The organism is Emticicia sp. SJ17W-69, from assembly GCF_051209875.1.
Lineage (GTDB): Bacteria > Bacteroidota > Bacteroidia > Cytophagales > Spirosomataceae > Emticicia.
Window position 1 is genome coordinate 4,248,817 of record NZ_JBNTQY010000001.1, and the last position, 26,446, is coordinate 4,275,262.

A 26,446-nucleotide genomic window follows, 5' to 3' on the forward strand; every position below is an offset into this window, starting at 1 on the left:
AAAATTGTGTTACTAAATTATAGAATTTTATATATCCAAATTCGCCAGTTGGCATCTTCCACTTTTGAAAGCAATTGAATTTGAGGGGAAAGATGCTTTACTTCAACGGCTGAAAGTAAATAATTACAATTCAATTCTTTGAGTTTTGTAAAATCAAAATCCAATTGATCAGTGCAGCATTGCTGATTTTTTTCAATGCCATTTCCAACGATAATAGCCTCATTATCAAATAAATAACATCGATTCCCCCATTGTTCAAAATAAGTTTTATTAAATTTATTTTGATTCAATTCTGATTGAATAATCGCTTGTATTTTATGCTTATAAGCCAACGAATAAAGCACTACATAGCCATCAATGGTTGGAATTCCATTGTATTGAGCCATTGCAGGATGAAGGCCAATCATACCAACCCTTATTTGTGTCTCTTTATCTTGATTCAAAACTTTTTTTACTTTAGAAAAAAGGTCTTCTGCATAAAATTCTCGGTAAGAAATATAATCTTTTTTGAATAAATTTTTCTTGGCTAAATCATTGACTGCTTGAAAAGAAAACAAAACGACAATTGCTTGAATTATGGCTAATGTAAGTCCAATTTTAACATCTATCTCTTTGATTATCAGCATAAAAACTATTGTCCAAAGGATGGGGTAGAGCGAATAAAAACGGTCTAATTGAATCGCTTTTAATATAGGTAATTTATCTTTGAATGATTCAAATGCAGTATAATTCCAGAAGCCATCAATAATGGCAATTCCTGCCAAAAGAATAAGGCAAAGTAAAATCAGTTTAATTGGTTTTGATTTTATCAAAGCATAAATCAAATAAAGAAAAACCGCAGGCAAAATCAAGTAAGTATGAAAAACAGGAAAATGATTTTGTCCACCAATAAATGAATTCTTTGCAGCTTTCACACATTCAGCAAACGTATTTCCTTGCACAAATTCTACTCGGTGCGGAATAAAATCGGGAGGAGTACTACCCAATTTTAAAATATCTAAAAACAAACGATATTCTACAAAAACATACAATATCGAAAGTATCGCTAAACATAAAACTCCTGCTCCATAAGCTATATTTTTTTCTTTTTTTAGGAAATTATAAAGCAAATAACCCACCATCAAAGCCAACATAAAAAGTCCAGCAATAATGAAAGACGAGTAAAATGGAAAAAGTGAAAGTAATAGCCAATCTATCCAAGAAGATTGCTTTTTTGTGATTCTATAAAAACTCCAAAAAAGCAAAGGCTGTCCCGCTGCACTAAGTCCTGCTGAGAACCAAAACGGCAAAAAAGCAAAAGTTAGAGCAATTATTGGGGCAATTTTGGGTGAAAGTTTAAGGGTATCTTTGGCAAATAAATAAGTACCGATAAATGCCACCAAGCTCATCAAAGTTACATTGATATTATAAGCTACGATTGGCTTGAACCAAACAAATAGCCATGCAATCAAACTCCATTCCGAGCCAAAGGCAATCCGAGGAGCTTGCATCACGGTTTCGTTAGGCGTATATGAACTCGCCAAAAGTAAATGTTGGTCAGCTAATGACTTATACCAAGCAATATTTGCTTCAAGGTTATCATGGATTCTGATAGAAGCATCTTGCCCTAAAATCCAAAGAAAAACTAAAAAACAAACTAGCACGAAAGTGCCGATAGTAAGGAATTTATTTGAGGTAACAAGCATTCAATTTTATTTGAAAAATTCTAAAACTTTATCAATTATTTGGTGTTGTTCATTTTCTTGTAATTCATAAAAAAGAGGAAGTCGAACCAAACAATCAGAATAATTATCACTTATTGGCAAAGATATATCGCCAGCTTTTTCTTTATAAAATGGACTACTATGCAGCGAAATATAATGAAATACAGCATAAATATTATTTACCTTCAAGAAAGCGATCAACTTATCTCGCTGTTCAACAGACTTGGTAAGTATGTAAAACATGTGGGCATTATTAGTTGCATACGTTGGCACAAAGGGAAGTTTTAGCTTATTTTCTTGCTCTAAAACCTCGAAAGATTGGTAATATCGCTCCCAAATTTGCTTCCTTTTAGATTGAATTTTATCTAAATTTTCTAACTGTGCATACAAATACGCAGCCACAATTTCGGAAGGTAAAAACGATGAACCAATATCCACCCAATTATATTTATCAACTTCGCCACGCCAAAACGCCGAACGATTAGTGCCTTTTTCCCAAATAATTTCTGCACGTTTTTCAAAACGTTCATCATTGATGAACAACATACCACCCTCGCCAGAGATAATATTCTTTGTTTCATGAAAACTAAAAGCCGACAAATGTCCAATGCTTCCTAATGGACGACCTTTGTAAAATGAATCAACGGCTTGGGCAGCATCTTCGATCACAAAGAGCTTATTTGCCTCTGCGATTGCTATGATTTTGTCCATATCGCAAGCAATGCCTGCATAATGCACCACCACAATTGCTTTGGTTTTAGGCGTTATTAAATCCTTTAATTTATCGGCATCAATATTGGGATTTTCAACTGAGCTATCGGCAAAAACTATCTTTGCACCACGCAATACAAAAGCATTGGCTGTCGAAACAAAAGTATAAGAAGGAATAATTACTTCATCACCGACTTGAATATCGCACAGAATAGCCGCCATTTCAAGGGCATCTGTACAAGACGTAGTTAGTAAACAACGGCGAAAATGATATTTTTCTTCAAAAAAATGCTGACATTTCTTGGTAAAATGTCCATTTCCAGAGATTTTTCCTGACTGAACCGCTTCTCCGATGTATTGCAATTCTTTGCCAGTAAGATAGGGTTTATTAAAAGGTATCACGGTTAGTTAATGATGAATGAGTGAATGAGTGAATGAGTGAATGAGTGAATGAGTGAATTGATTAAGAAAAAACATTCAATCATTCTATCATTGAGGCATTCAATCATTTGGTTTTAAAAACAACTGCACAACTTGCTCCGAATGGAATTTTGCTTTTACTTAAACGCTTAAGCTCCCAATTGTGCAGTAAATTAAATATTGAAATAGCCAATTTTGAAGGCGTGTGATTGTCAAATTCAGCATCTAAAGTATTTTTTCTGGTTTTGCCAAGAAGTCTTGCCAAGCGATAAGGAATTGCACGCAAAATGCCCATTATTGGTGGCAAATACGAAAAAATATAACTTCCGTAAGCATATTCCAAACCACATTCTTTAGCTAATTTTTCGAGCGAAGCAAGGTTATGTCTTCTGAAATGTCCACTTTCATCATCTACTTCCGACCATAGCCATTGATGAGCCGGAACTGTGATATAAATATGTGCCTTGGATGGAAGATATTTGGCTAAATCAGTCAAAAAACTTTTATCGTCTTCGATATGTTCAATCACATCAAAAAGTCCAACGGCATCAATTTGTTTTTCTTCAAAAGGAAAATCTTGAAAAAATATATTATAGGCATCTTTTACACCTCTTTTCTTGGCATTGAGGCAACCAGCATAACCTGGTTCAATCAAAAAGATTTGTTTTTGGGGGTATTTTTCTGACAAAAACTTGACCTGAAAACCATTTCCTCCACCAACGTCGGCGAAATTTTTGGCATAGGTAAAGCGTTTGGTTAATTCAAAAATCACGTCATTTCGGTGTTTGAACCAAAAACTATTGTCTTCTACCGCAAAACAATAATTATTTCCTTCTTCGGGATACGACATTTTTTCGGCATGAGAGGCTTGCCAAATTTCATTTTTATCAAGTACTAATTGGGGAGCTTTTGTCACTTCAGAAACATTCATCTTACAAACAAATCAATTTTACTGCAAATATTATCTATTTTGATGATTAACTTTGCAAAATGTATGCTAATCTTTTGTTGATTTATAATAATTAGCTCATTATCAAGTTTTTTTCAAACGCATCTATCATTAGACGGGTTAGGAAACCCGTCGTACGTTTATAAATGAATGTCATAAAAAAACAAGCTTTTCTTAGTACGATTTTCTCTTATGGGGGCGTGTTGGTGGGTTTTGTCACGCAGTTTTTCTTAATTGGCAATTTTCTTGAACCAGCCCAAAATGGACTTTTAGCTGTTTTACTTTCCTATATGTATGTTTTAGTTCAGCTTTCATCGCTGGGGTTTAATGCCGCAGGAAGTCGTTTTTTTCCACATTTTAGGAATGCCGAAAAAGGGCATAACGGCTATTTATTTTTAGGCCTTTCTATTGGTATAGCTGGGTTTGTACTGACAAGTACTGGGCTATTTTTATTGAAAGACATTATCATCAAAAATGAAGAAAACTCAACTCTTTTTGCTGACAATTTTTACTTCTTATTGCCTCTTACTTTTGCTACGCTTCTTTTTAATTTATTAGATAATTATGCCAAAAACCTCTACGATACAGTTACAGGCACATTTTTGGCACAATTTCTACAACGGTTGCTCCAATTAGTGGCGATTCTTTTTATCATTTTTCAAATTGTTGACTTTCAACAATTTATGTATTTGTGGGTTTTGGCGGTATCATTTTATGTTGTTCCAATGCTGTGGAAAGCAAGTAAATTAGAAGGTTTTTCGCTAAAACCTAACTTTTCTGTCATGACGCCGAAGTTTAGCAAAGAATTTGGTTTTTATAGTTTTCTTACCATTCTTACAGGGTTTTCGTCGATGGTGATTTTATATATTGATAAAATCATGTTGGCAGGCATCACTACTTTTACAGATACAGGTATTTATAATACTGCCTCATTTTTTGGTAGTGTGATGGGCATGTCTCTTTTGGCAGTCAATAAAGCGGCACAACCACTGATTGCCGATTCTTTTGCAAAGAAAGACTTAGCAAATATTTCTACTATTTATCGAAAAAGTTGTACCACATCTTTGATAGTTGGCTGCTGGATTTTTCTTGGTATATTTCTAAACCTTGATAATCTTTTTTTGTTTCTAAAACCCGAATATTCAGCAGGAAAAATGGTTGTGATTATTATTTGTTTGGGTAAATTATTTGACTTGGCAACAGGCTTAAATGGGACAATCTTAACGCTCTCAAAATATTATATTTATGATACTTACGTCATGGTCAGCTTGATTATCATTACAGTTTCATTAAACTATTTCCTAATTCCCATTTACGGCATGAATGGAGCGGCCTTTGCTTTAGCTATTGCTACGATTTACTATAACCTTGTTCGTTATTTATTAGTATGGTGGAAATTAGGCATGCAACCTTTCTCAATTGATTTAGTTAAAATTATTGTTTTTTCAATCATTATTGGCTTGATTATCAAAGTATTACCCAACCTTGAAGGAAATAAAGTTTTGGCTACGATGGATATGGCTTATCGCTCCATAACACTGACATTGCTTTACGGAATTGTTATTTATTGGAGCAAAGTTTCACCTGAACTCAACGGTGCAATGCGGAATGCGTGGGAGGGAGTGAGAAAGGTATTAGGTTTAGGTTTTAGGAGTTAGGGGTTAGGTTTTAGGGGGCATTTTATTTTCAAATTTAGGTTATACATTTTAGTTTATTACCCATCAATATTTTCAAAAAAAGCCTAAAGCATAAGCTTATGGCAAAAAGTAAAACAGATTTTTATGCAAAAAACACTTGCTATATATCTTCAAATTGGAGCATTTTTCAAGAATCTTTTCGGTAGTTTTTTATCTATTTTGAAAGTACTTTTATTATCAAAATTTTCATTAAAACTTCCTAAAGCTACGCTCAAAAAAGCATCTATTTTGGGCAATGGACCTTCTCTGAAAACGACGTTGGCCAATGATTTGGATTTTATCAAGACTACCGATATTTATGCGGTTAATCTTTTTGCTTCCTCTAAAGAATTTACAGAAATAAAACCGCAAAACTACGTCATTCTTGACCCTGCCTTTTTCTTGTTTAGTCCAACAAATAATGGAAGAGAAGATATTAAGAAAACCCTTGATTGTTTGATTAAAAATACCATTTGGGAAATGAAACTTTTTGTGCCTTATAAAGCAAGAAAGTCATATTTTGTGCAGCAAATAAGTAAAACCAATCAAAATATTCAGTTTTGTTATTATAATTATACGATTGTCGAAGGTTTTGCATGGTTCCGACATAGAATCTTTAATCTCAATTGGGGGATGTCGCAATGCCAAAATATCTTGGCTTGTGCTTTATTTTTAGCCATACGCCGTAAATATGATGAAATTTATATCTTTGGAGCAGACCACTCATGGCACGAAGAAATCAGAGTTACTGAAACCAATGACATCGAAATAAAACAAGTCCACTTTTATGATAATCCTGCCGAAGTAAAACACCAAAAAGTATTAGATGTTAATACAAACATTCATTCTAATATGCAAGCCACCTTCTTATCGCTTTATAAAGCATTCTATGGATACAGTATTTTAAAACAATACGCTGATTATCAAGGCATTAAAGTTTATAATGCAAGTACAAAAAGCTATATTGATGCTTTTGAAAGAGTGAAAATTTCAACATAATGGAGGAAACAAAAGACTTTACTTCTTAGCCAAACTATAAATTTTCCCGCCTGAATAATCGCAAATGTATAATTCGCCATTAGCATCTTCTCCAAAGCTTGAAACGGTGCTTACATTGGTGATTTGGTCGCTTTTTGTGACGGTTTTTCCATCATAAGTCAATGCCCAAATTTTGCCACTTACATAATCTCCGCAAATATATTTCCCATTCAATTCTGGTAGTTTTTTGCCTCTATAAACTTTACCACCTGTTACCGAGCGTCCATCATCTCCTTGTTCATAGCTCCAAACTGGTGGAATTAAATCAGTTGCTTTATTACAATCGCTACTTGTACCATAGCAATTATTTGCCTCTCTGATTCGCCAACCATAGTTCCCACCCTTTGTTACCACATCAATTTCTTCGACTCTATTTTGTCCGACATCTCCGGTCCAAAGATTTTTTGTTTCAGAGTCAAAGCTAAAACGCCATGGATTTCGGAGTCCATACGCATAAATCTCTTCTCTAAAATCTTCCGTATTTCCCACATAAGGATTGTCTTTTGGAATACCATAATTCCCCTTTTCGGTCGAATTTACATCGACTCTTAGTATTTTTCCCAAAAGACTTTTCCTATTTTGGGCATTATTTTGTGGGTCTCCCCCACTTCCACCATCGCCAGTTGAAACATATAAAAAACCATCTGCTCCAAAAGCAACTTGACCGCCGTTATGATTAGAATAAGGTTGGTCGAAAGTAAATAAAATTGCCTCACTGTTGGGGTCGGCCACTTGTCCATTTGCTTTAAATCTTGAAACCACCGTTTGTCGGCGAGGAGAATCTCTTGTATAATTAACAAAAAAGTAACCATTTTTCTTGAAATCAGGATGAAAAGTTAGTCCAAGTAAACCCATTTCACCACCCGAGGCTACTCTTGCATCAATATCTAAAAAAATTGATGACTTTTCTGTGGACGCAATGTTTTCAAATACTCGAATAATGCCTTTTTGTTCTACAACAAAAAGCCGATTAGTGCCATCATTGGCATGCGTAAAATCAACTGGATCGGAAAAAGATAAATTTGGGAAAGCCAAAACTGCTTTGTAAGAAGCAGCTTCTATGGGTGTGACGATTGGTGTGGTCACTACGGTAGTTGGAGTAACCGTCGGTTGTTCGTCAGCAGGAACTTTGCAATTGAAAGCCACTAAAGCTACTGAACTAAATATTCCTATTAAAGCAATTGTTTTTTTCATAAAAGTGTTGATTTTATTATTAAATAACGAAATTAATATTGTTTTTGGTTTAGATGTGGCTAAAATGTTTGAAAGAATTTCTAATTGACTTTAAAAGTTCATTCTTTGAAAAAAACTATTGAAGATATGACAAATAATATCCCATAAATAAAAATCACAACCTATTTATTCTCTAACATTTTAAAGTAAATTTGTACTATTACTTCTTAAAGTAAAACTTTTTTGTTAATCCGATTAAGAATAACTCTTTTTAGAATTTTTAGGGGAGATAAAAACTCTTTTTAAGCCAAATATTTTAGAACAAAAATGAGCATGAAAAAAATTGTCATTTCTTTATTTTCAATCCTTTATTGTTTTTTGTCTTTAGCTCAAAGCACCAAAGCACCTTCGTATCCACTCATCACACATGACCCTTATTTTAGTATTTGGTCAAATACTGATGAATTAACAAAATCATCTACTAAGCATTGGACTGGAGCAGACCATTCTTTGATTGGAATGATAAAAGTTGACAATGAAATTTACCGTTTTTTAGGAGAGGAATCTCCTCGTTTTGAATCTATACTTCCAGCAAGTGATATTTCAAATTTTGAGGCAAATTATACTGAAACAGAACCATCTGATGATTGGTCAAAAGAAACTTTTGATGATAGCCAATGGAAAGTTGGTAAAGCACCCTTTACTGATAATCCCAAAAATGCGATAACACTCTGGAAAAGTCGAAATATTTGGGTACGACGCACTTTCGAGCTTCAATCATTAAACTTTCAAGAACTTTTCCTCAAACTTAAACATGATGATAATGTTTGGGTCTATTTGAATGGCAAACTGATTTATGAAAAAGGCTGCTGTGCCAGTCGTTATAGTATTTTAGCTTTGGATAAACTATTGAAAAGTAATCTAAAATTAGGCAAAAATACTTTAGCATTGCATGTAGAAAATACGGCAGGACTTGGTTTTTTCGATGTTGGCATCGTAGAGAAAATTGTACCTAAAAATTCAACGCCAATTCAAGAAGCTATCCAGAAAAGTGTTTCGGTCAATGCTACTCAAACCATCTATCATTTTGAATGTGGGAAAACTAATCTTAATCTGACTTTTACCTCACCTCTTTTGATTGATGATTTAGCAATAATGTCTCGACCAGTTTCATACATCAGTGCGAAAGTAAAATCTAATGACGGAAAAAACCATCAAGTAAAAATTTATTTAGGAGCATCTTCTGATATTGCCATTAATGAACCTGGACAAATTGTAAAAGCACAAAAAAGTGTTAATAACCAACTTGCTATCTTACGAGCAGGAACGACTGAACAAGCTGTTTTACAGAAAAAAGGCGACGATATACGAATTGATTGGGGTTATATGTATGTGGCCACCGCACTCAACAAATCTGTCAATCAAAGTATCAGCAAATCTTTGCCTATCAATCCATTTGAAATACAAAAAGGTGATATTTTAGAGGGGAGAAATCTACTACTTAATACGGTTTTAAATATTGGAAATGTTAATAGCTCTGAAAAAGAAGGCTTATTTTTGATAGGATATGATGACTTGTATTCCGTTCAATATTTCAATAATAATCTTCTTCCTTGGTGGAATAACTCAGGTAAAAATAACATCGAACAGCAATTGTCGCTTGCAGCTAAAGATTACAACACTATTATCAAAAAATGTACAATCCTTAACCAAAAGATTTATCAAGATGCTTTGAATGCTGGAGGCGAAAAATATGCAAAACTCTGTGAATTAGCTTATCGTCAAAGTATTGCCGCTCATAAATTGGTTAAAAGTCCTGAAGGAGATATTTTATTTCTTTCAAAAGAAAATTTCAGCAATGGCTCAATCAATACTGTTGATGTGACCTATCCTTCTGCTCCTTTATTTTTGACCTATAATCCCGATTTACTCAAAGGAATGTTGAATGGTATTTTTTATTATAGTGAAAGTGGAAAGTTTGCCAAACCATTTGCTGCTCATGATTTAGGTACTTATCCAATTGCCAATGGACAAACCTATTCTGAAGACATGCCCGTAGAAGAAAGTGGCAATATGATTATCTTGACGGCAGCCATCTGCAAAGCCGAAGGAAATATTGATTATGCAAAAAAACATTGGAAAACACTCTCAATTTGGGCAGATTACCTAAGTAAAGAAGGCTTTGACCCAGCCAATCAACTTTGTACTGATGATTTTGCTGGGCATTTAGCACATAATATTAATCTTTCTGCCAAAGCCATCGTGGCATTGGCTTGTTTTGGTACTTTAGCCGAGCAAATGGGTGAACAACAAACTGCCGAAAAATTCAAACAATTGGCAAAAGGATTTACAGCAAAATGGATAGAAATGGGCAAAGATGGCAACCATTATTCACTTGCTTTTGATAAAAAAGGTACTTGGAGTCAGAAATACAATTTGGTTTGGGATAAAGTATTAAAATTGAATTTATTTCCTAAAGAAGTGTATGATTTGGAAATCCAATATTACCTCACGCAGCAAAAAGAGTATGGTTTACCTTTAGATAGCAGAGCAGATTATACCAAATCTGATTGGGTGATTTGGACTTCGGTGTTGGCAAGTGACAAAAAAGACTTCGATGCCCTTATCAATCCTATTTATCATTTTGCTACGGCAACAAAATCAAGAGTACCGCTCTCAGATTGGCATTGGACCACTACTGGATTGATGCGTGGTTTCCAAGCAAGAAGCGTAGTGGCGGGGTATTATATGAAAGTTTTAGAGCAAAAAATGATAAATAAATAGACAAATTAACGTGAGTTCGGGCTTAAAACAAGTTGGATTTTATGTATTTTAAACTAATCCCGAACTCACAAATGAATCTGTTTTGTCATTTCACTTTTTAAAAAGGAATTTTGAAGTTGGGGTTTGATAAAAAAATCAATAATAAATTTGTTTTTTTGATTTTAAGCAAGTTATTTTAAATAATATTTAGAGAAAATTAAACAACATAACTGGCTGATAGCCAACGTTTTGCAATTATTTTTTTTCATTCAATTATACGTTGCGTGCCAATAGAGCTAACGCACTTCAAGTCAAGCATTAGGCTTTAAACGTCTATATCAGACAATCTACACATTTGATGATTCCCAAGCGAACTTATTCGTAAACAATAAATCAAATGAATAAACTATTGATACTTTTTATCTTTGCATCATTCATTTTGACATCATGCAAAAACAGTTTTAGCAAAAAGCAAACACAAACAGCTATGGTAACTGAAACAAAAAATAGTAAGGAAAGTCTTACTCTTGCCGCAGTAGAAAAGTTCAATGAAGCGTTCAATCGCCACGATGTTGATGCCGTAATGAATGCAATGACGGAAGATTGTATTTTTGAAAATACGAATCCTCAACCAGATGGTACTCGTTTAGTGGGTGCTGTTGAAGTCAGGGCATATTGGACAAAGTTCTTTGCTAATAATCCAGATGCTTTTTTTGAGGCAGAAGATGTATTTGCCAGTGGTGACCGCTGTGTTGTCAGATGGATTTATCGTAAGACAAAAGATGGAAAACCTTGGCATTTGAGGGGAGTAGATGTTTTCAAGGTCAGAGATGGTAAGGTGTTGGAAAAACTGGCTTATGTAAAAGGTTGATAGTGATGATATAAAGATAGGTTGTTTGCCTCAGTTTTTCGATAATTCATCTAATAGGATTTATTATATCGAAAAAAAGCCTTTTCTTCGTCCTATCAATCAATCTACGACCTAATGAGAATCCTATCAATCCTTTTTGTACTAACATTTGTTCTTACTGAGAATGCCCTCGCTCAAAAGCCAATGCCTACTCAGGTGAATACTTATAGAAATCCTGTTATTGCTGGAGATTTTGCCGACCCTTCGGTTATTCGTGTGGGCGACACCTATTATGCTGCTGGAACATCATCAGAATGGGGGCCAGCTTATCCAATTTATACCTCAAAAAATCTGGTTGACTGGGAATATGTCGGCCCAATATTTAACGAATTACCTGAGTGGACAATGGGTAGTTTTTGGGCCCCAGAATTATTCTACCGAAATGGTATTTTTTATGCTTATTATACTGCTCGACGGAAATCTGACAAGCAATCTTTTATTGGTGTAGCTACTACAACTGATTTAAAAAAAGGTTTTACAGACCACGGTTTGCTTATTGAATGGACATCAGAAGCCATTGATGCTTATGTAGTAGAAGACAGAGGAAAATTATTTATTACATGGAAAGCCTACGGCCTGGACAAAGGCAGAGTCATAGAATTATTAGGAGCAGAACTATCGCCCGATGGCTTAAAAGTAACAGGTGAAGCTTTTACTTTGATTAAAGCCAACACTACTGACTGGGAAGGCGGTGGTACCGAAGGTCAGTCCATTTTTAAAAGAGGCAATTACTGGTTTATGCTCTATTCGGGCAATTCATGCTGTGGGAGCAAATGCAACTATATGGTTGGGTTGGCAAGGGCTGAAAAACTACAAGGTCCTTGGACAAAGTATTCGGGCAATCCCATTCTTGTGAGTGATGACACTTGGAAATGTCCGGGACATGGTACGGTTGTAACTACCCCCGATAATCGTTATTTTTATTTGCATCATGCTTATAGTGCATCCGATTTTACCTTTGTCGGCAGACAAGGGGTGCTTAGCGAAATGGTTTGGAATGAAGCCACCCAATGGCCTACTTTCAGGTATGGCAAAACCACTCCAGCACAAGCAGAATCTCCAGCAGGCATAAGCATAGTTAACCATGATGGTTTTGCCATCGACTTTAGTAAAAATATGCCAAATCTACGTTGGATACATGATGTCCGTCAGCCGAAACCTATTTATATCGTTCAGAACGGAACACTACAAATTGAAAACAAAAACCAGACAGAAACAGGAAATTTCATTGGATTTAATATCAAAAAAGGTTCTTATACTTTCACAGCAGAGATAATGCCGAAGACTGACATCATACAAAACATTGTTATCTATGGCGATGCTCAAAATGCCATTGGTTATGGGGTTCGCCAGCGTACAGTGGAGTTATGGCGGATAAAAGATGGTACATACGAAACCATCAAAACACAGGAAATTCCAGCAACCGAGAAAGGCATCATACTAAAATTACAAAGCTATAATGGCCGTTTTTATGAATTTAGTTGGGTAGAAAAAGGAGAGAAAATGGATGTTGCAAACAAGTCTTCACAAACAGAAACACTTTGGCTACCTCGCTGGGATAGAGCTCCAAGAGTCGGACTTAATGTTTCGGGAAAGACATTGGGTAAAGGAGAGGTAAAAACTATTGAAATGAAATATGAGTAAGTATTTCGCTTTCTGCAAGCGGAAGTTAATACTTAACTTTAGCTAAACCATAAATCTTTTAAGAATACTATCACGTATTTATTTACTACACGGTAATTTGAATTGGTACAATTTTATATTATCGTGAATTTACAAATATTCGATTTCTAATTAAACAAAAAAATGAAAATTTCAATAGTTGCTTTTGCTTTAATCGCTCTTTTTCTATTTTGCTTTTTCAGTTGCCAAAGCCAAAGTGCAAAGAATAAAAAAAGTTCAAGCAATACTACCAAAGAAGGCCTTCGCCTCAACGAACTTACAGATGAAGAAAAGTACGTAATTTTGAATAAAGGAACAGATATGCCTTTTACAGGCGAACTCACAGATAATTTCAAATCTGGCACTTATTTTTGCCGTCAGTGCAACGCTCCACTCTATCATTCTACCTCAAAATTTCATTCAAATTGTGGTTGGCCAAGTTTTGATGATGAAATCAAAGGTGCTGTCAAGAAAACATTAGATGCCGATGGAGAACGCACAGAAATTACATGTAATAGATGTCATGGGCATTTAGGTCATGTTTTTTATGGAGAAGGCTTTACTGCTACCAATGCCCGTCATTGTGTAAATACCACTTCATTAGTTTTTGTTGAAACGCCCAAAAATGCAAAAGCGATATTTGCAGGTGGGTGTTTTTGGGGTGTTGAATATTATTTCCAAAATGAAAAAGGGGTTAAGAGTACAAGCGTAGGTTATACTGGCGGGAATTCAGAAAACCCGACTTATGAGGCTGTAAGTAGTCATACAACTGGGCATTACGAAGCCATCGAAATTACTTACGACCCTAAACAGACAAATTACGAAGCTTTAGCCAAGCTATTCTTTGAGATTCATGACCCAACACAAGTAAATGGACAAGGCAATGATATTGGTCAACAATACCAATCAATGGTTTTTTATTTAGATGAAAGCCAAAAAGCTATTACCGAAAAATTAATCAATACCTTAAAGAAAAAAGGGTATAAAATAGCTACTCAAATAAAACCTGCCAATAAGTTTTGGACAGCAGAAGAATATCATCAGAGATATTATGCAAAAGAAGGTGGTACGCCTTATTGCCATAAATACGTAAAAAGATTTTAAGTTTTATGAAACGCTATGCCGCTGTAAGTCAAACACATGAAAATTCTGAGAGGATAATATGATTATAGAAAACCATAAGAATACCCTCGTTTAAACCCCGACGAGATGATATTTCACATCTCTAAAGTGTCTTTTTAAATTATAAATCTTTCACTATAAGCACTTTAGGTGTTTTTACTAATCCCTTACTCAAATAAAAACACTAAAATTTTTCAAAAAAAACAAGAAAAATTTGCGTAGTCAAATAACTACATATATATTTGTAGCCAAATGACTACATAATGAATTTAAGACGAGATGTATTTCAAGCCATTGCCGACCCAACAAGAAGAACCATCCTTCTGTTGGTTGCTACGCAATCGATGACCGCAGGTGCAATAGCTTCTAATTTTGATACTGCGAGACCAACAGTTTCAAAACATTTGCAAATTCTCACCGAGTGCGAATTGCTGGAACAAAAGCAAAACGGCAGAGAAATTTTCTATCATATCAATGCAAAAAAGATGAAAGAAGTAGCTGAGTTTATTGAGCCATTCCGCCAAATGTGGGATGATAGATTTAATAAATTGGAAACAATTATGAAAACTTACCAATCCAAAACAACAGAATGAGATGGAGCTAAAAACAAAAATCAATGCTGACGACAACAAACAAGAATTGGTGATTATAAGGGAGTTTGATTTGCCTTTAGAATTACTGTTTAAAGCCTACGTAGAACCTGAAATTGTGGAGCAATGGATGGGAACAAAAGTGCTGAAACTTGAAAACAAACGACATGGTAGCTACCAATTTGAAACAACTGACCCAAAAGGAAACAAACATCTTTTTAATGGCGTAATCCATGAATTTAGTCTGAATCAGAAAATTACAAGGACATTTGAGATGGAAAACACTCCTTTTGCTGTACAGCTTGAATTTTTGGAATTTGAAAAACTCACTGACAATACCAGTAAATTGAGCATACATATCATTTATAAATCTGTAGCCCTGCGTGACCAAATGTTACAACTACCCTTTGCTCAAGGTATCAACATGGCACATAATCGTTTAGAAAGCATCGTTAGTAAATTATAATACAATATTATGGAAAAGAGAAATAAAATTATCTATTGGATTGCTACGCTATGGCTTGCATTAGGAATGCTATCAACAGGCATAGTGCAGTTAATCAAAATGAAAGAAGAGGTAGATAAAATGGCACATTTAGGTTATCCAATCTATTTTCTCACATTGCTTGGTGGCTGGAAGATTTTGGGAGTGATAGCAGTGCTTATTCCTAAATTTCCAATCTTGAAAGAATGGGCTTATGCAGGCTTTTTCTTTGCAATGACAGGAGCTGCCTTTTCACACATTGCATCAAGAAACCCTATAACTGAAATTTTACCTTCCTTACTATTATTAACTTTGACAATAGTATCGTGGTATTTCAGAACCAATGATAGAAAAATCACTACCATAAACCAATAAAAAAAATGAATCCTAAGGTTGATTTTTACTTCAATAAAGCCAAAAAATGGCAAGAAGAATTAGAAAAATTGAGAATAATCATGCTTGATTGTGGGCTGAACGAAGAATTAAAATGGGGTGTACCCTGCTATACTTTTCAGAAAAATAACATCGTTTTAATCCACGATTTTAAAGAATACTGTGCTGTATTGTTTTTCAAAGGTGCTTTATTGGCTGATACCAATGGTATTTTAATCCAACAAACAGAGAATGTGCAGGCGGCTCGCCAGATTCGGTTTACAAGTATTCAGCAAATAGTTGAGATGGAAGCTACTTTGAAAGCCTATATCTATGAAGCCATTGAGGTAGAAAAAGCAGGTTTGAAAGTAGAGCTAAAAAAGCCCTCGGCATATAAAGTTGCTGAAGAATTTCAATGCAAATTGGATGAAAATCCAACTTTGAAAACAGCTTTTGAAACATTGACCCCAGGGCGGCAAAGAGCATATCTTCTTCATTTTTCTGCTCCAAAGCAAGCAAAAACTCGGGAAGCAAGGGTTGAAAAATATATGCAGCAAATACTCGATGGCAAAGGCTTAGATGATTGATAATGAACAATTTAACCATTATCTAAAGCCTACATCTTGCTATTTTAGCTATTATTTAAAAAATCTTCATTAATCTATAAATCAGTAAAATGAACTCTTTAGTAGATGATTATTTAGCCGTAGGTTGTGGGCGTTGTCCTTTGGGGGGAACTCCCAACTGTAAAGTCAATAACTGGAAAGAAGAATTAGCGACCTTAAGAATGATTATTCTTAAATTGGGACTAAACGAAGAATTGAAATGGGGTGTTCCTGTGTACACTTTTCAGAAAAATAACATCCTAATACTGGCAGCATTCAAAGAATATTGTGCATTGAGTTTTTTCAAAGGTGCTTTGCTTAACGATGCTAATCATATTTTATCAAAACCTGGGGAAAATACACAATCGGCACGCATCATTCGTTTTACCAATGTTCATGAAATAATTGAAATGGAACACCTCTTGAAAGCCTATATTTTTGAAGCGATTGAGGTAGAAAAACTTGGCTTGAAAGTCGATTTAAAAGAGAAAACGGAATTGATTTTTCCTGAAGAATTTCAAAATAAATTAGAAACAGACCCTACTTTGAAAGCTGCTTTTGAAAAACTGACATTAGGCAGACAAAGAGCCTATTGTCTATATTTTTCTGCTCCCAAACAATCCAAAACTCGACAAGAAAGGATTGAAAAATATAGACAGCACATCCTCCATGGAAGAGGAATAAATGATTAATAGTCGGTTATTTCATTGTTAACATAATAATTAACGTTGCCGTTTTTTAATCAACAAAAAAAGTATAGCTGTTTTCACAACTACACTTTCCTGAAAAAAATAAAACCCTTATTTCTTCGCTCCAATTTCTTTCAATAACTCATCTACTGCTGCTTTTAGCTGGTCGTCAGTACCTTTTGAAATCCAATCGGGTTGATTTTCTACAATAATATCTGGTACGGCTGGCCCAAGTTCCTGATTTTTGTCAGTAGTTTTTGTGAACCATCCACGGCCTGGCAAACGCACAAACGAACCGTCCATCAAGCCTTTACCTCCTGTCGAAATTACTGAGCCATTGGTCGGAACACCAACTAATTTTCCTATTCCAAGTGTTTTATAGGCATGCGAGAAGATTTCAGCATTTGAATAACTTCCCTCATTACAAAGAGCAATCGAAGGTTTTGTCCATGCTGCATAAACCAAACGCTCACCAATTGGATAGTAATCTTTAAACTTCAATTTATCTTTTTCCAAATCTTCACTTGCTCCTCTTGGAACAGTGTAGGCATGTTGTTTGTAGTTCAAAATCGTCATTAAATAGTCAGTAGTAGAGCCTCCGCCATTATAACGCACATCAATTATCAAACCTTCTTTGCCAAATCCTGCTGCAGTAAATTCTCTTTCTACCACTTCAAAACTCGGAAAATCCATTCCTCTGATGTGAATATAACCCAAACGACCATTCGAGAATTTCTCCACTAACTTCTTGCGATTTTCTACCCATTCTTCATACAAATTATTAGTAATACTGGCTGTCAATCTGATAGCTACTTCTCTTGTTTTACCATCGGCAGCTTTGACGCTCAATAAAACTTTTTCATTCACTAAACCATTCAAAAGATTGTGAAAATTTTCATTGTCGCTGACAGCCTCACCATTGACGGCCGTAATAATATCGCCTTCATTGAGTTTGCTTTTTTCTTTGTCGGCAGGTGTTTCTGGCACAACGTGGTTGATTTTTACACCCCCACTCACTGGCGAAATCTCAGCACCTAATAAACCTGTTGTTTCTCTTTGTGTTTCTGTTCTATCCGCAACAGTCAAGCCCATGTGACTTGAATTGAGTTCACCTAAAAGTAAGTTGAACATATCTCTAAAGTCATTGCTTGTACTAGCATTGATACAACGTTCTTTGTATTTATCGTGCAATTTTACCCAATCATGGCCATGAAATTTTGGATCATAAAAGCCATCACGGATGGTTCGCCATGCTTCTTCAAATACTTGTGTACGCTCTCCATTATAATCAATCTTCATTTTTGATACGAAAGGCAGATTCTCGGAAACACTTGTTTTTATATCAATTCTTGCCAAAGCCCCTTGCTTCGCATAATATAGATATTTACCATCTTTATCCATTGTTACACTATTTGGATTGGCACCGCCTTTGGTGATTTCTTTCAAATCTTTGCCATCCCATTTGATGCTGTATAAATCTCTTCCTTTGGCATTGCTACTGTTGGTTGTATAATAAAAAGTTTCTCCATCTTTCGAAATAACGAGGTCGCTTTCATCACCAGTAAAATTGGTCACTTGCACGATACGTTCATGAATTTTATCAAAATCAATCTTGATAGGTTTTGGTGCTTTTTCTTTTTTATCGTTTCTTGCTGGTGCAGCTTCTGTAGCTGGCGTTTCTCTGTCTTGCCAATCTTGGGTTTCTTTTTCCCAATCTTCTTTTTTGAGCCATACAAACCAAACATCTGCACTACGACCAACACTTCGCTCCGAAATAAAGCCTAATTTTGAACCATCCGCACTCCAAAACGGACGACCGTCGGTACGTGGGTGCATCGTCACATTGACAGGTTTTGAAGAATTATCAGCAGCCTGAATAAAAATTTCTTGGTTGAAATACAAATCGCTGATGGCATACGCCAACCACTTATTATCTGGACTCCAAGCAATGCCATTGGGTGCATCCCAAGTATCGCTTAATATTTTTTCGTTAGATAATTTTCCATCAGCACTCATATCTGCTACTACAAAAGTGCCTCTGCCACGCACGTAGGCAATCTTTTTACCATCCGATGAAATAGTCATGGCCGTTTCATCACCAGGAGTTTTAGTAATTTGTACGATTTCGTGCTTTAAAGATTTGAAGATATTCCGTTGGGTAGTATCAGAAGAACGAGCCATATAAATATCAAAATTTCCATTGGCACAGTCACTGCTAAACAATAGTGTTGAGTCATTCAACCAAGTTGGTTCTACATCTCTAAATGGATGCTCCGACACATTGATACTTCTTGATTTTTCTTTGTCGGCTTCTTTCACAAATACTTCTCCACGAATCGAATAAGCTAATAATTTACCATTGGGCGAAACTGCATATTGGCTTGCACCCGTTGTCAATGTTTTTTGTTCACTGGCATCAAGGCGGTCGTCAGCACTGATTTGAACATTCAATTTCTGAGCAGAGCCACCCGTCGTCTTCATGGTATAAAGATTCATATCTTTCTCAAAAACGATTGAGTTTCCATCAGTCGAAACACTAAAAGTACGAATAGACTCATCTTTATAATTTGTCAATTTTTCAGGTTTATTAGTGGCTTTGCCACTACCATCAATTTTTAGGCGATAAACATTATACGCACCATCAATGCTACTCAAAAAATAAAGTGTATTATTTCCACCCCATTGTGGCAAAACGTCGTTGGTTTCAAAACCTGGCAATTGCTGATAAGTTTTGTTTTTTGTATCATAAATCCAAATATCTCTATCAGAACTTCCTTTGTATTCCTGACGAGCCACCGGATTAATATCTCCACGCACAAAAGCAAGGAAACGACCATCGGGCGAGAGGATTGGTTCATGTCCAACAGCATCCAAAAAGCGAGATTCTGTTCCGCCTTTAGGGTTAATCACATAAACTTCATTTGGGCGTTCGATTTGTTTAAATTCTCGATTGGTCGAAAAGAAAATTTTGTCAGCTTTTGTCCAACTCGAAATATTGTCTGCTCCCGAATGATAAGTCAATCTTTTTGGCAATCCACCCTCTGTAGGCATCACAAAAATGTCATTATTGCCAAATCTTGCCCCCGAAAAAGCAATTTGGTTGCCATCTGGACTAAAAACTGGATTACCTTCATAAGCTTCATGGATAGTCAATCGAGTAGCTTTTCCGCCCGCACTTGGTACTGTCCAAATATCACCTTGAAAGGAGAAAGCGACCAAAGAACCATTATAATTAATAGCGGGGTGTCGAAGTAAAAGAGAATTTTGTGCTTTTAAAAAAAAGCTTGAGCATAAAGCGATAGCTCCTACAAGGAATGTTTTTTTCATAAGTGTTAGTTTGATGAAGACCGATTGCAAACTAACAAAGTTATGAATTTTACTGAACCGATTGTAAAACTCTTATGTCATTAATTAAGTTTTCGACATCAAGGGCTAATGTAGCGTTATAAACACCTCGAATGTAGCCTTGTTGATCAATCAAAAACGCATTTTCAGTGTGAAGAAATTCATTTTTTTCTTTTTGTAAACCAATTTCTTTCTCAGCAAAATAAGACTGTCGAGCCAAAGTATAAATCTGTTCTTTTGAGCCAGTTAATAAATGCCATCGCTGAGAGTTAATCTTCCAGCGATTGGCATATTTTTTTAATTGGGCTACGGTATCAGTAGCTGGCATGACCGAATGTGAAAGCATCAGAATGCAAGCATCATCTTTGAATGCTTTTTGAACTACAAGCAAATTTTGAGTCATTGTTGGGCAAATACTCGGACAAATTGTAAAGAAAAAGTTAGCAACGTATATTTTGCCTTTTACAGTTTCATTTGAAACTAAATTTCCATCTTGGTCAGTAAACTGAAAAGTTGCTATTTTATGCAATTTCACAGTATCTAACTGCTTTTCACTATACCAATTTGGTGTAAAATCGGCTGAATTATAATAGGGTAAGGTTTCTTTGGAGGTTTGTTTTTTAGTTTGGCAACTTATTGCAAAAACACCTATCATCAGTAATGCCAATAATAATAATGGAGCTGTTCTATAAACCTCCATCCTCTTCAAAGAAGAAATTTTATTTCGATAATTTAATGTCATTTTTTTGCTCGAAAAGTGTTATTTTCCACCACTGAGACACAATTTTTTACCCCAGGAAGGCCATATCTTCTACCATTTTTAATGATATAATTAGCTTTCAAAGAACCGTCGTCAAACCACATTTGCTGTTGACCTTCTTCATGGCCATTATGATAATTAAATATTTCTGCGAGTTTACCATTTGGAAACCAATCTTGCTGAATTCCTTCATGCTCATCATTCTTGAAATGATACAAAAATTTTGGTTTTTCATCTGGCCACCAAGCTTTGTGTTCGCCTTCTTTTTTTCCATTTTTAAAATAACGCTGCTCAGCTAAAAGCCCATTTTCATACCAAATTTTGCTCCAGTCATCTTGCTTTCCTGATACAAAAGATACAATTTTTGCAGTATCGCCATTAGTATATAAAGCATATTGCTTGCCCGAAAAAGGCATTTCATTATAGAATAATCTACCCTCATTGTGAGTAAAAGACGGATCATTCTCTAAGACCCAAAGCATTGACGTTTGGGTCTTAGAATGCTGGCAAGCAAGCATCATCCAGAAAAAACTACTTAGAAACAGTACCTGCCGTGCCATAGAAGCCATTGCCATTGAGATAGGGGTCTGCATCAGTAATATGATAATGATAAATGCCGTTGGGATATTCTGTTGTAGCATGAGAATGTCCATGATAGCCATCCAAGTCAGCATTTGTAACTGTTTTCCCTTTTTCCATTGGGCCATACACTGGGAATCCATCTAACAAAAAACCAAGCAAAGCATCTTTTCCTTTTTTGGTAGTCAAATATGTTGGCTCGACGTGGTAGTGGTACTGGCCTTGTTGTTGAGGATGCCCACCATATTGGTCAAAACCATTGACTTCGTTAGTCAAAGGAGCATTCATGGCAGCATATTGGTTAAAAAAAGGTACTCCATTTAATGAAACACCAATTGGACCAAGTGGAGTAGCACTTGATTTTGCTGCTTTAACAGGACTTATTGGAATTTTAAAAACTAAACTTTGTGTTGCAATCCGATTAGGATTTAACCCAAATTTGGTATTTGTACCATTATATGCTTCATACATGGTATTTGCCCACTGCGTATCTTTATAATAAGGCGATTTGTGGTCGGGTAAACCATTGGTTTTGATTACGGCATAATTGCCATCAATATAAACCTCGGTAGCTCCATAAATATTCTTGAATATTTCAAGCGATGTAGTAACATTGCTTGGGGTAGTATTTTGAGAAGAGCTTGGAGTAGCGGTCTCTTCTTTACTACATGCCATGAAAATTGCAACAACAATTGTTAAAATCCCGATGGTTGTGCTTAGTTTCTTCATCTTGAATTGATTTTAAAGTGAAACATTAAAAAGGTAAGTAGGTTTTACTTGTAAAGTTCAATTCATAAAATACTGATTGTTTTTGTTTATAGGTATTTAGATGTAAACTCAAAAAAAAACTTGCGGCTAAAATCACTTTTTTTTAGTTTGGTGGTGGCATATTTTCTGGTGGTGGTGGCATACCCCCCGCTGGTGGTGGGCCATCAAATGGTGGTCGAGCATTTCGTGGTGGTGGTCCTCCACCTGGACGCTCAATTGAACGAATCAAATCTATCACCACTTCATCAAAACGTTTTTGTTGTTGAGGTGTACACATTTGACGTACTTTTTGAAAATGTCTGAATGTAAGCACATCCGCATCAACCATTTTTGATTCAATGGCTACAGCTTTTGCACGAAGCGAATCATCAGAAATATTTGGAAGAGCTAATTCTTGATAATACGCTGTTTTCATTGTTTTCACATCCTCTCTCAAAGCTCTCATTTGTTGTGCATGTTCTTGACGTAAAACCTTATATACTTCTGACTGTTTTTGGTCAAACTGTAATTCTTTTTCCAAAAAAAGTCTTTTAGGCTGAAAAGGATTATTTTGAGCAAAAAAAGTAAACCATGCAAGCAAACCAATATTGAGTACCAAAAGCAAGCCAATGACAACCCAAAATATTCGATATTTATTAATTTCTTTCATCACATTACAAATTTGTTTCAAGCGAACTTAGTCCATATTCTTGTGCAAAAGCATTGGCATTTTGCTCTTCTGATACTTTATTATTTTGCGAATAACGTATCACTACACTTATATTTAAAATGACAATCAGAGCTAAAAATGACCAAATAAAAGTAGGGTTCAACACAAATTTAGGCATCGGGGTATAGCGTTGTTGTAATTTCGCTTCGAGACGTGTATAAAAAAAAGGTTTGGGGGTTGCTCTTTGTGAGCCTTCAAAAGATGCTAATGTTTTAGCTATTTCTTCTTCTACTTTTTCTGTATTTTTCATAACTATCGTTTTTTAATTTATAAATTTTGGCTCATATAATAGTCTTTCAGTGTTTTTCTTAAATTATTTTTTGCCCTAAATAATAATGACTCTACTGATGATAAAGATAATTGCATGACTTCGGTAATTTCTTGGTAACTCAGTCCTTCAATATTACACAATGTAAATGCAACTTTCTGATTATCAGGCAATTGATTGATATGAGCAAACAACAACTTACTTCTTTCTTTATTTTCTAATACTACGCCCGGATGTTCAAAAGTTGCAGGATGATGCACTATTTCATTATCATCACCAAACAAACTCGTCAAAAATGCAAAACGTTTAGATGCTCTTTTCTTACGGTAAGCTTCCAAAGCTTTGGTACTTGCTATTCTATAAATCCAAGTCGAAAGTTTTGAATCTCCTCTAAATTTCTTGACAGACTCATAGACCTCAATAAAAACTTCCTGCGACAAATCTTCGGCCTCCTCATTATTTTGCACTATGGCCACAACCGTATTATACACCTTGTTTTGAAATAATTCAACAAGATGACGAAAGGCACTTTCAGAGCCATTTTGCAGGTCGATGATGAGTTGTTTTTCGTCCAAAAGGTGGTTTTAAGTTCGTATTTGAATAATTAGATGTTGAAGATAAAAAAAACTTGCGGGTGTTTGTTTATTTTTTTCTGTACAATTAAGTTTTATGATTAATTTTATCAAAATATCATTGATTCGATCAAATCATCTTTTTGTATGAAACATTTATACCTATTTTTCTTTCTTAGTATTTGTATGTCAATTTTTGCACAACAAACAACAAGCGAAAACTTGAAAACTGCCATTGAAACCAAACTAAAAAGCGTTGAAGGAGATTTTGCCGTTGCTTTCAAAGATTTACAAACGGGTAAAACATTATTTATCAATGAAAAAGAAAATTTTCATGCTGCCAGTACCATGAAAACACCAGTGATGATTGAAGTTTTTAAGCAGGCCAATGCAGGTAAATTCAAGCTAACTGACTCGATTTTGGTAAAAAATGAATTTAAAAGTATTGTTGATGGCAGTTTGTATGGGATGGATATCAATGATGATAGTGCGGATGGCATGTATAAACAAATTGGCAAAAAAATGACGATTTATGACCTCACTTATCAGATGATTATTGTAAGTAGCAATTTGGCAACTAACATTTTAATTGATTTGGTCGATGCTAAAAATGCGAATGAAAGTATGAGAAAATTAGGTGCAAAGGATATTCAAGTTTTAAGAGGCGTAGAAGACAAAAAAGCTTTTGAGAAAGGTCTTAATAATTCCGTAACAGCTTTCGATTTGATGTTGATTTTTGAGAAAATTGCACAAAATAAAGTGATTGATAAAAAATCGTGCGATGAAATGCGTAAGATTTTGTTCGACCAAAAATTCAATGAAATTATTCCCGAAAAACTTCCGAAAGATGTAAAAGTAGCTCATAAAACTGGTTCTATCACAGGTGTTCAGCATGATTCGGGCATTGTTTACTTGCCTGATGGCCGAAAATATGTATTGGTTTTACTCTCAAAAAAACTAAAAAATGCCGATGCTGGTGTAAAAGTTTTGGCCGAGGTTTCGGAATTGATTTATAATTCTGTAAAATAATTTTAAGGCACGTGCAAGTTTATGAAGATTTTTGCATCCAAAAGAGTAAATTAACTCAAAGAAAAACTTCATGACCAAAGTAGCACTTTTTTTAGCCTCACTAATTTTCATCTTTATTTACGGTTGCAGTAAATCAGATGATACAACAGTTATTCCGAGTACAACCACTACCACCACGAATGCTTCTTACAATGATCTCTGGATTCCGCCTACTATTACGGGCAAAACCTTTGATTTGACATTGTCAAAATCGAGCAAACAACTTCGTACAGGTGCTAAAACTGCAACTTATAGCTATAATGGCTCAGAGTTTTGGGGGCCAACCTTGATTATGAACAAAGGCGACTTTGTTCAAATGAACGTAACCAATAACCTCTCTGAAACCACCACTACGCATTGGCATGGTTTTCATATTCCTGCAATTATGGATGGTGGTCCACACCAAATGATTGAACCCAATACCACTTGGAAACCATCTTTCGAGATAAAAAACAATGCAGGTACTTATTGGTATCACCCTCATTTACATGAAAAAACCTTTCAGCAATTAACTTATGGTGCAGGTGGGCTCATTATCATCAAAGACCCAATTGAATCGGCTTTGGCTTTGCCCAGAACTTATGGTACTGATGATATCCCATTAGTATTAACAAGCCGTAGATATAACTCTGATAATTCATTTACCACAACCGAACATGCTTATGGAGATTATGCGATGGCAAATGGCACGCATGATGCTCAAATTAGTTTACCTAAGCAATTGGTACGTTTCAGAATTTTAAATGCAGAAACCGAACGTGGCTATAATCTTGGATTTAGTGATAACCGAAGTTTTTATGTCATCACTAATGATGGTGGCTTGCTCGATGCACCTGTTGCCGTTACACGTGTAAAATTAGCTGTTGGCGAGCGTGCCGAAATTTTAGTGGATTTAAGTAAAGATGCAGTTGGAGCAAGCTTAGATATGAAAGCCTATAATGCCAACCAAGAATTTGGCTTTGGCGGTAGTGAGCCGCAAACCTCTGGCCAATTTGGGAGTTTATTAAATAACAAAGATTTTAATGTACTGCATATCAATGTAAAAGCTGCTACTGCAAATGCGATTGTGGCCGTGCCAGCAAAGTTGACTACAAATACTTACTGGAAAGAATCAGATGCGACTACCACCCGAACAATCAAAATAACTGGTGGACAAGCAGGGTCGGCATTTACATTTGATAATAACACCTATGGCTTCACAACGATGAATCAAACTGTGAAACTAAATGCCATTGAAAAATGGACGATTGTCAATAATAATATATTCGGTCATTCATTTCATATTCATGATATCCAATTTAAAATTGTTTCTCGAAGCTCTGGAGCAATTGCCGATTATGAATCAGGTTGGAAAGATACATTTTATATCCGAACTGGCGAAACAGTTTCGGTGGTGGCAAAATATGATGATTTTGCCAGTGGTACCAATCCATATATGTATCACTGCCATTTCCCAAACCATGAAGATGCTGGTTTGATGGGGCAGTTTTTAGTAACTCAATAAATATTG

The 26,446-nt window shown here is 35.4% G+C and carries 24 protein-coding genes; 13 read left to right on the plus strand and 11 right to left on the minus strand.

What is annotated here, in order from left to right; all coding sequences use genetic code 11:
- Nucleotides 1–17: 17 nt before the first annotated feature.
- The 3 genes from ACQUQZ_RS17215 to ACQUQZ_RS17225 form a co-directional block, all read right to left on the minus strand.
- Nucleotides 18–1,685, minus strand: a complete 1,668-nt coding sequence (locus ACQUQZ_RS17215) for a DUF6044 family protein (protein WP_435356288.1) — start codon at nucleotides 1,683–1,685, stop codon at nucleotides 18–20.
- Between the two features lie 6 nt (nucleotides 1,686–1,691).
- Nucleotides 1,692–2,816 (minus strand): dTDP-4-amino-4,6-dideoxygalactose transaminase, encoded by a 1,125-nt coding sequence (gene rffA, locus ACQUQZ_RS17220; RefSeq protein WP_435356289.1) that lies wholly within the window; start codon nucleotides 2,814–2,816, stop codon nucleotides 1,692–1,694.
- 103 nt (nucleotides 2,817–2,919) lie between these two features.
- On the minus strand, nucleotides 2,920–3,765 hold the full coding sequence (locus tag ACQUQZ_RS17225) for a methyltransferase domain-containing protein (protein WP_435356291.1): 846 nt from the start codon (nucleotides 3,763–3,765) through the stop codon (nucleotides 2,920–2,922).
- 164 nt (nucleotides 3,766–3,929) lie between these two features.
- On the opposite strand from ACQUQZ_RS17225, the gene ACQUQZ_RS17230 reads away from it, so the two are divergent.
- Together ACQUQZ_RS17230 and ACQUQZ_RS17235 are read left to right on the plus strand one after the other, a co-directional pair.
- The gene (locus tag ACQUQZ_RS17230) at nucleotides 3,930–5,441 is read left to right on the plus strand and encodes an oligosaccharide flippase family protein (protein WP_435356292.1); all 1,512 of its coding nucleotides are present in this window, start codon (nucleotides 3,930–3,932) and stop codon (nucleotides 5,439–5,441) included.
- A gap of 123 nt (nucleotides 5,442–5,564) precedes the next feature.
- Nucleotides 5,565–6,458 (plus strand): hypothetical protein, encoded by an 894-nt coding sequence (locus ACQUQZ_RS17235; RefSeq protein ID WP_435356293.1) that lies wholly within the window; start codon nucleotides 5,565–5,567, stop codon nucleotides 6,456–6,458.
- An 18-nt stretch (nucleotides 6,459–6,476) separates the two neighbouring features.
- Here ACQUQZ_RS17235 and ACQUQZ_RS17240 read toward each other — a convergent pair whose 3' ends face one another.
- Nucleotides 6,477–7,691, minus strand: coding sequence for a PQQ-dependent sugar dehydrogenase (locus tag ACQUQZ_RS17240; RefSeq protein WP_435356294.1), 1,215 nt, complete (start codon nucleotides 7,689–7,691; stop codon nucleotides 6,477–6,479).
- Between the two features lie 312 nt (nucleotides 7,692–8,003).
- Here ACQUQZ_RS17240 and ACQUQZ_RS17245 point away from each other — a divergent pair, with 312 nt between their 5' ends.
- From ACQUQZ_RS17245 to ACQUQZ_RS17285, 9 genes are all read left to right on the plus strand, one after another.
- Nucleotides 8,004–10,454, plus strand: a complete 2,451-nt coding sequence (locus ACQUQZ_RS17245) for a glutaminase domain-containing protein (RefSeq protein ID WP_435356296.1) — start codon at nucleotides 8,004–8,006, stop codon at nucleotides 10,452–10,454.
- Between the two features lie 376 nt (nucleotides 10,455–10,830).
- Nucleotides 10,831–11,304 carry a nuclear transport factor 2 family protein gene (locus ACQUQZ_RS17250; RefSeq protein ID WP_435356298.1) on the plus strand — a complete coding sequence of 158 codons (474 nt, stop codon included), beginning with the start codon at nucleotides 10,831–10,833 and terminating at the stop codon, nucleotides 11,302–11,304.
- A 114-nt stretch (nucleotides 11,305–11,418) separates the two neighbouring features.
- Complete coding sequence (locus ACQUQZ_RS17255) at nucleotides 11,419–12,987, plus strand: glycoside hydrolase family 43 protein (RefSeq protein WP_435356300.1); 1,569 nt, start codon at nucleotides 11,419–11,421, stop codon at nucleotides 12,985–12,987.
- Between the two features lie 162 nt (nucleotides 12,988–13,149).
- Entirely contained in the window at nucleotides 13,150–14,109 is a 960-nt protein-coding gene (locus ACQUQZ_RS17260; RefSeq protein ID WP_435356301.1) for a bifunctional methionine sulfoxide reductase B/A protein, read from the plus strand.
- A gap of 281 nt (nucleotides 14,110–14,390) precedes the next feature.
- Nucleotides 14,391–14,720, plus strand: a complete 330-nt coding sequence (locus ACQUQZ_RS17265) for an ArsR/SmtB family transcription factor (RefSeq protein WP_435356303.1) — start codon at nucleotides 14,391–14,393, stop codon at nucleotides 14,718–14,720.
- Nucleotide 14,721: 1 nt separating this feature from the next.
- Entirely contained in the window at nucleotides 14,722–15,183 is a 462-nt protein-coding gene (locus ACQUQZ_RS17270; RefSeq protein WP_435356304.1) for an SRPBCC family protein, read from the plus strand.
- Nucleotides 15,184–15,192: 9 nt separating this feature from the next.
- Complete coding sequence (locus tag ACQUQZ_RS17275; RefSeq protein ID WP_435356305.1) at nucleotides 15,193–15,576, plus strand: DoxX family protein; 384 nt, start codon at nucleotides 15,193–15,195, stop codon at nucleotides 15,574–15,576.
- A gap of 5 nt (nucleotides 15,577–15,581) precedes the next feature.
- Nucleotides 15,582–16,160 carry a YdeI/OmpD-associated family protein gene (locus ACQUQZ_RS17280; RefSeq protein WP_435356306.1) on the plus strand — a complete coding sequence of 193 codons (579 nt, stop codon included), beginning with the start codon at nucleotides 15,582–15,584 and terminating at the stop codon, nucleotides 16,158–16,160.
- Between the two features lie 89 nt (nucleotides 16,161–16,249).
- Nucleotides 16,250–16,870 (plus strand): YdeI/OmpD-associated family protein, encoded by a 621-nt coding sequence (locus ACQUQZ_RS17285; RefSeq protein WP_435356308.1) that lies wholly within the window; start codon nucleotides 16,250–16,252, stop codon nucleotides 16,868–16,870.
- A gap of 108 nt (nucleotides 16,871–16,978) precedes the next feature.
- On the opposite strand, the gene ACQUQZ_RS17290 is transcribed toward ACQUQZ_RS17285, so the two are convergent.
- The 7 genes from ACQUQZ_RS17290 to ACQUQZ_RS17320 form a co-directional block, all read right to left on the minus strand.
- Nucleotides 16,979–20,194: a S41 family peptidase gene (locus ACQUQZ_RS17290; protein WP_435356309.1), complete on the minus strand. Its 3,216-nt coding sequence runs from the start codon at nucleotides 20,192–20,194 to the stop codon at nucleotides 16,979–16,981.
- 49 nt (nucleotides 20,195–20,243) lie between these two features.
- Complete coding sequence (locus ACQUQZ_RS17295; RefSeq protein WP_435356310.1) at nucleotides 20,244–20,954, minus strand: SCO family protein; 711 nt, start codon at nucleotides 20,952–20,954, stop codon at nucleotides 20,244–20,246.
- On the minus strand, nucleotides 20,951–21,565 hold the full coding sequence (locus tag ACQUQZ_RS17300) for a toxin-antitoxin system YwqK family antitoxin (RefSeq protein WP_435356312.1): 615 nt from the start codon (nucleotides 21,563–21,565) through the stop codon (nucleotides 20,951–20,953). Before ACQUQZ_RS17300 ends, ACQUQZ_RS17295 begins: the two co-directional genes overlap by 4 nt.
- Nucleotides 21,504–22,280: a YHYH protein gene (locus ACQUQZ_RS17305; protein ID WP_435356314.1), complete on the minus strand. Its 777-nt coding sequence runs from the start codon at nucleotides 22,278–22,280 to the stop codon at nucleotides 21,504–21,506. The genes ACQUQZ_RS17300 and ACQUQZ_RS17305 overlap by 62 nt, the downstream gene beginning before the upstream one ends.
- Before the next feature lie 142 nt (nucleotides 22,281–22,422).
- Entirely contained in the window at nucleotides 22,423–22,968 is a 546-nt protein-coding gene (locus tag ACQUQZ_RS17310; RefSeq protein ID WP_435356316.1) for a Spy/CpxP family protein refolding chaperone, read from the minus strand.
- Nucleotides 22,969–22,972: 4 nt separating this feature from the next.
- Entirely contained in the window at nucleotides 22,973–23,278 is a 306-nt protein-coding gene (locus tag ACQUQZ_RS17315) for a hypothetical protein (protein WP_435356317.1), read from the minus strand.
- A 17-nt stretch (nucleotides 23,279–23,295) separates the two neighbouring features.
- Complete coding sequence (locus ACQUQZ_RS17320; protein ID WP_435356319.1) at nucleotides 23,296–23,871, minus strand: RNA polymerase sigma factor; 576 nt, start codon at nucleotides 23,869–23,871, stop codon at nucleotides 23,296–23,298.
- Between the two features lie 144 nt (nucleotides 23,872–24,015).
- On the opposite strand from ACQUQZ_RS17320, the gene ACQUQZ_RS17325 reads away from it, so the two are divergent.
- Both ACQUQZ_RS17325 and ACQUQZ_RS17330 read left to right on the plus strand, forming a co-directional pair.
- On the plus strand, nucleotides 24,016–24,897 hold the full coding sequence (locus ACQUQZ_RS17325) for a serine hydrolase (protein ID WP_435356320.1): 882 nt from the start codon (nucleotides 24,016–24,018) through the stop codon (nucleotides 24,895–24,897).
- 70 nt (nucleotides 24,898–24,967) lie between these two features.
- Nucleotides 24,968–26,440 (plus strand): multicopper oxidase family protein, encoded by a 1,473-nt coding sequence (locus tag ACQUQZ_RS17330; protein ID WP_435356322.1) that lies wholly within the window; start codon nucleotides 24,968–24,970, stop codon nucleotides 26,438–26,440.
- The last annotated feature ends 6 nt before the right edge of the window (nucleotides 26,441–26,446 follow it).

Excerpts from the sequence above, each read along its gene's own strand:
- ACQUQZ_RS17215 (WP_435356288.1), bottom strand. The coding sequence starts at position 1,685 with ATGCTTGTTACCTCAAATAAATTCCTTACTATCGGCACTTTCGTGCTA.
- ACQUQZ_RS17225 (WP_435356291.1), bottom strand. The coding sequence starts at position 3,765 with ATGAATGTTTCTGAAGTGACAAAAGCTCCCCAATTAGTACTTGATAAA.
- ACQUQZ_RS17230 (WP_435356292.1), top strand. The coding sequence starts at position 3,930 with ATGAATGTCATAAAAAAACAAGCTTTTCTTAGTACGATTTTCTCTTAT.
- ACQUQZ_RS17235 (WP_435356293.1), top strand. The coding sequence starts at position 5,565 with ATGCAAAAAACACTTGCTATATATCTTCAAATTGGAGCATTTTTCAAG.
- ACQUQZ_RS17240 (WP_435356294.1), bottom strand. The coding sequence starts at position 7,691 with ATGAAAAAAACAATTGCTTTAATAGGAATATTTAGTTCAGTAGCTTTA.
- ACQUQZ_RS17245 (WP_435356296.1), top strand. The coding sequence starts at position 8,004 with ATGAAAAAAATTGTCATTTCTTTATTTTCAATCCTTTATTGTTTTTTG.
- ACQUQZ_RS17250 (WP_435356298.1), top strand. The coding sequence starts at position 10,831 with ATGAATAAACTATTGATACTTTTTATCTTTGCATCATTCATTTTGACA.
- ACQUQZ_RS17255 (WP_435356300.1), top strand. The coding sequence starts at position 11,419 with ATGAGAATCCTATCAATCCTTTTTGTACTAACATTTGTTCTTACTGAG.
- ACQUQZ_RS17260 (WP_435356301.1), top strand. The coding sequence starts at position 13,150 with ATGAAAATTTCAATAGTTGCTTTTGCTTTAATCGCTCTTTTTCTATTT.
- ACQUQZ_RS17265 (WP_435356303.1), top strand. The coding sequence starts at position 14,391 with ATGAATTTAAGACGAGATGTATTTCAAGCCATTGCCGACCCAACAAGA.
- ACQUQZ_RS17270 (WP_435356304.1), top strand. The coding sequence starts at position 14,722 with ATGGAGCTAAAAACAAAAATCAATGCTGACGACAACAAACAAGAATTG.
- ACQUQZ_RS17275 (WP_435356305.1), top strand. The coding sequence starts at position 15,193 with ATGGAAAAGAGAAATAAAATTATCTATTGGATTGCTACGCTATGGCTT.
- ACQUQZ_RS17280 (WP_435356306.1), top strand. The coding sequence starts at position 15,582 with ATGAATCCTAAGGTTGATTTTTACTTCAATAAAGCCAAAAAATGGCAA.
- ACQUQZ_RS17285 (WP_435356308.1), top strand. The coding sequence starts at position 16,250 with ATGAACTCTTTAGTAGATGATTATTTAGCCGTAGGTTGTGGGCGTTGT.
- ACQUQZ_RS17290 (WP_435356309.1), bottom strand. The coding sequence starts at position 20,194 with ATGAAAAAAACATTCCTTGTAGGAGCTATCGCTTTATGCTCAAGCTTT.
- ACQUQZ_RS17295 (WP_435356310.1), bottom strand. The coding sequence starts at position 20,954 with ATGACATTAAATTATCGAAATAAAATTTCTTCTTTGAAGAGGATGGAG.
- ACQUQZ_RS17300 (WP_435356312.1), bottom strand. The coding sequence starts at position 21,565 with ATGCAGACCCCTATCTCAATGGCAATGGCTTCTATGGCACGGCAGGTA.
- ACQUQZ_RS17305 (WP_435356314.1), bottom strand. The coding sequence starts at position 22,280 with ATGAAGAAACTAAGCACAACCATCGGGATTTTAACAATTGTTGTTGCA.
- ACQUQZ_RS17310 (WP_435356316.1), bottom strand. The coding sequence starts at position 22,968 with ATGAAAGAAATTAATAAATATCGAATATTTTGGGTTGTCATTGGCTTG.
- ACQUQZ_RS17315 (WP_435356317.1), bottom strand. The coding sequence starts at position 23,278 with ATGAAAAATACAGAAAAAGTAGAAGAAGAAATAGCTAAAACATTAGCA.
- ACQUQZ_RS17325 (WP_435356320.1), top strand. The coding sequence starts at position 24,016 with ATGAAACATTTATACCTATTTTTCTTTCTTAGTATTTGTATGTCAATT.
- ACQUQZ_RS17330 (WP_435356322.1), top strand. The coding sequence starts at position 24,968 with ATGACCAAAGTAGCACTTTTTTTAGCCTCACTAATTTTCATCTTTATT.